This window comes from Armatimonas sp., assembly GCF_964826245.1.
In genome coordinates, this window is sequence record NZ_CBAYMC010000373.1 from 1 (window position 1) to 3,146 (window position 3,146).

The 3,146-nt window shown below is 61.5% G+C and carries 2 protein-coding genes; both read left to right on the forward strand.

Features of this window, described 5'->3' with window-relative positions:
• Window positions 1–170: 170 nt before the first annotated feature.
• Window positions 171–572, forward strand: a complete 402-nt coding sequence (locus AC1XOS_RS21630) for a hypothetical protein (RefSeq protein WP_481964284.1) — start codon at window positions 171–173, stop codon at window positions 570–572.
• A gap of 34 nt (window positions 573–606) precedes the next feature.
• On the forward strand, window positions 607–3,146 hold a 2,540-nt coding region (locus AC1XOS_RS21635), incomplete at its 3' end, for a proline dehydrogenase family protein (protein WP_481964285.1).

A 3,146-nucleotide genomic window follows, 5' to 3' on the forward strand; every position in this document is an offset into this window, starting at 1 on the left:
TACACAGGAAAAGACGGTGGACGCGAGATGCACGGCTACCGGGTGACGATCCTAGGCGGCGACAAGCGCTACTCCCTCCGTGCCCAGTGCGCCGAGACTGACTGGAACACTCTCAAGCCGGTCTATGAGAAGATCATCCAGAGTATAGGGCCGGGGCCACAGAACTGAAGATGTCCACGCCTGACCCCAACCAAACGTTAGCCGAAGCACTCCTCGCCAATGCCATCGCATATCAGGTGGACAATCTCACGCTCGACCCAGAGCCAGCGTATCTCGCGGTACGCTTTTGGCGTGAGGGACGGGCACTGATCCTAACTAAGCAGGCTGCCAGTTTGGAGAGCGTGCCTGATGAAGTCGCACTGGCAGTTCCATCCTTGATCTGGCCTAGCCTGAGTAATCTGCTCAAGTCTATGGCAGGGATCACTCTCGGAATCCGAGGGGCAGAGCTTCGGGGGAGAATTCGGACGAGCTATAACGGGGAGACCTGGGACTTTCTCACCCAGTTTTCTCCCACACAGGATGGTGCTGATGAGCGTGCGACTCTAACCTTGAAGCGTGTTGATGTAAATTAGGACAGTCTGCATTTATTGTGGTAGAATGACGGCCATGAGTACCAGCATGGCCGTCGAGCAGGCCACCCAGTCGCGCGGCAAGCGCCTGCTCTGCGAAGTGCGGCGTCAAGAGAAAAAAGGCAGCGCCACCGAGATTTTCTATAGCAAGCTCATGGCGCTCTCCACGCGCGATGAGAAGCTCAAGATCGAGCTTTTTCGCTTTGTGGACGCGCTTCCCGCTCTGAAATCTCCCGAGTCCGTGGCACGTCACTTGATGGAGTATCTGGTGCGGCCCGATGTTTCTCTGCCTCCGGGCGGTGCGCAGCTTCTCACGGCACTCTCCAGCACCAGCCCCTCGCGCTCGCTCTTGCACTTCGCATCGCACACCGGGGCCAAGATGATGGCCGGGCGCTTTATCGCGGGGCGCAACGGGATTGAGGCCGTCAAAGAGATCGAGCGCCTGCGCCGCGTCCCGATGACCTTCACGATGGACCTGCTGGGCGAGGCTGTGATCAGTGAGGTCGAGGCACTGGCGTACCAGAAGAAGTATCTGGATCTGATTGAAGACCTTGCGCGGCTCTCCAAAGACTGGCCCAGTATAGACCAGCTGGAAAAAGCCAGCTACGGCCAGCTTCCCAAGGTCAATGTCTCGGTCAAGCTCAGCTCGCTCTACTCCCGCTTTGACCCGATGGCTGCCGATGCCACCGTGAAAGCCGTGAAGGAGCGCCTCTACCCGATTCTCTCCGCCGCCAAGAAGCACGGGCTTTTTGTCAACTTCGACATGGAGCAACACGACTTTTGCACGGTCACCAACCGTATCTTCCGCGAGATCTTCACCGAGCCCGAGTTTGCCAACTGGGCCGATGTGGGGATCGTCGTGCAGGCGTATCTGAAGCGTGCCGAGAACGACTTGGTGGAGCTGCGCGACTGGGTGGTTGCCCGCGGCGTCCCGGTGCACGTGCGGCTCGTGAAGGGCGCGTACTGGGACTTTGAGACCATTATCGCCGCCCAGCGCCACCATCCGGTTCCCGTCTGGGAGAAGAAGCCCCTCACCGATGCCTGCTTCGAGCGCTGCACGGAGTTCTTGCTGGACAACTGGCAACATCTCCGGCCCGCGATCGCCAGTCATAATGTCCGGTCATCATCGAAAGCCCAGGCGCTCGCCGAGGCAAAGGGTGTCCCGCCACGCACGGTCGAGTACCAGGTGCTCTTTGGCATGGGCGAGCCCATTGGCCGCGCCCTTGCCGCGCAAGGCGAGCGTGTCCGCACCTATGTTCCGTTTGGCGAGCTGCTTCCGGGCATGGCCTATCTCGTCCGGCGGCTTTTAGAGAACTCATCCAACGATAGTTTCATACGCAAGTCCGGCGATGCCAACGCCGACGATGCGCTGTTGGCCTCCCCCCTAACCCCCGCAGAGCGGGGGGACAATAAGGAACTTTCCGCGAATCCCCCCCGCCGGGCGGGGGATGGGGGGGAGGCATTCACAAATAACCCCGAGGTGGATTTTGCGATCCCCGAGAACCAGAAAAAGATGCAAGAAGCACTAGATAAGATCAAGGCCGACCTCGGCTTTTCCGTTCCCATCGTCATCAATGGCAAGCGAGAGACAGGCACCATCGTCGAGCGCCTGGACCCGTCGGAGACGGCGGTGGTGGCGTCCAAGGCCCACTTTGCCAGTGTTGCCCAGGCCGAGCAGGCGCTCGCCGCGGCGAGCGCGGCGTTCCCGAGCTGGCGCGATGTGTCGGTGAAAGAGCGTGCCGAGCTGCTGCGGCGCACCGCCGAGCAGTTTGAGAAGCGCCGCTTTGAGATCTCGGCGTGGATGGTGCGCGAGGTCGGAAAGCCCTGGCGTGAGGCCGATGCGGATGTGGCCGAGGCGATTGACTTCTGCAACTTCTACGCTGCCGAGATGGAGCGCCTCTCGGAGCCGCGCAAGCGCAACCTGCCGGGCGAGTGGAACGAGTATTTTTATGACGCCCGTGGCCCCGCGGTGATTATCGCGCCGTGGAACTTCCCGCTGGCGATTCTTTGCGGTATGGCCGTGGCCGCGATTGTCGCGGGAAACCCGGTGATCCTCAAGCCCAGTGAGCAGGCTTGCCGCGTCGGTTATTTCTTGCAAGAAGCACTGGAAGCGGCGGGCTGTCCGGTGGGCGTGAGCAACTTCCTGCCCGGCGATGGCGAGCAGATCGGCCCGACTCTGGTGAACGATCCGCGTGTCGCGGTGATCGCCTTCACGGGAAGCAAGGCGGTGGGCCTCAGCATTATCCGCTCCGCCTCCGAGGTGCGCCCGGGCCAGCGTGAGATCAAGCGGGTGATCGCCGAATTAGGCGGCAAGAACGCCATTATCGTGGACGAAGACGCGGACCTCGATGAGGCTGTGGCCGGTGCGCTGGCATCGGTGGCGGGCTTTGCGGGCCAGAAGTGCTCAGCGTGCTCAAGAATCATCGTGATCGGAGATGCCTACGAGTCGTTCTGCCACCGACTGGGCGAGGCGATGGCGAGCCTGATCGTCGGAAATGCCGCCGACCCGGCGACCAATGTCCCGCCGGTCGTGGATGCGGACTCCCAGGCCCGGATCGAGCGCTACATCGAGATCGG

What these genes read in the sequence shown, in the direction of transcription:
- AC1XOS_RS21630 (WP_481964284.1), top strand. Translation starts at nt 171, where the DNA reads ATGTCCACGCCTGACCCCAACCAAACGTTAGCCGAAGCACTCCTCGCC.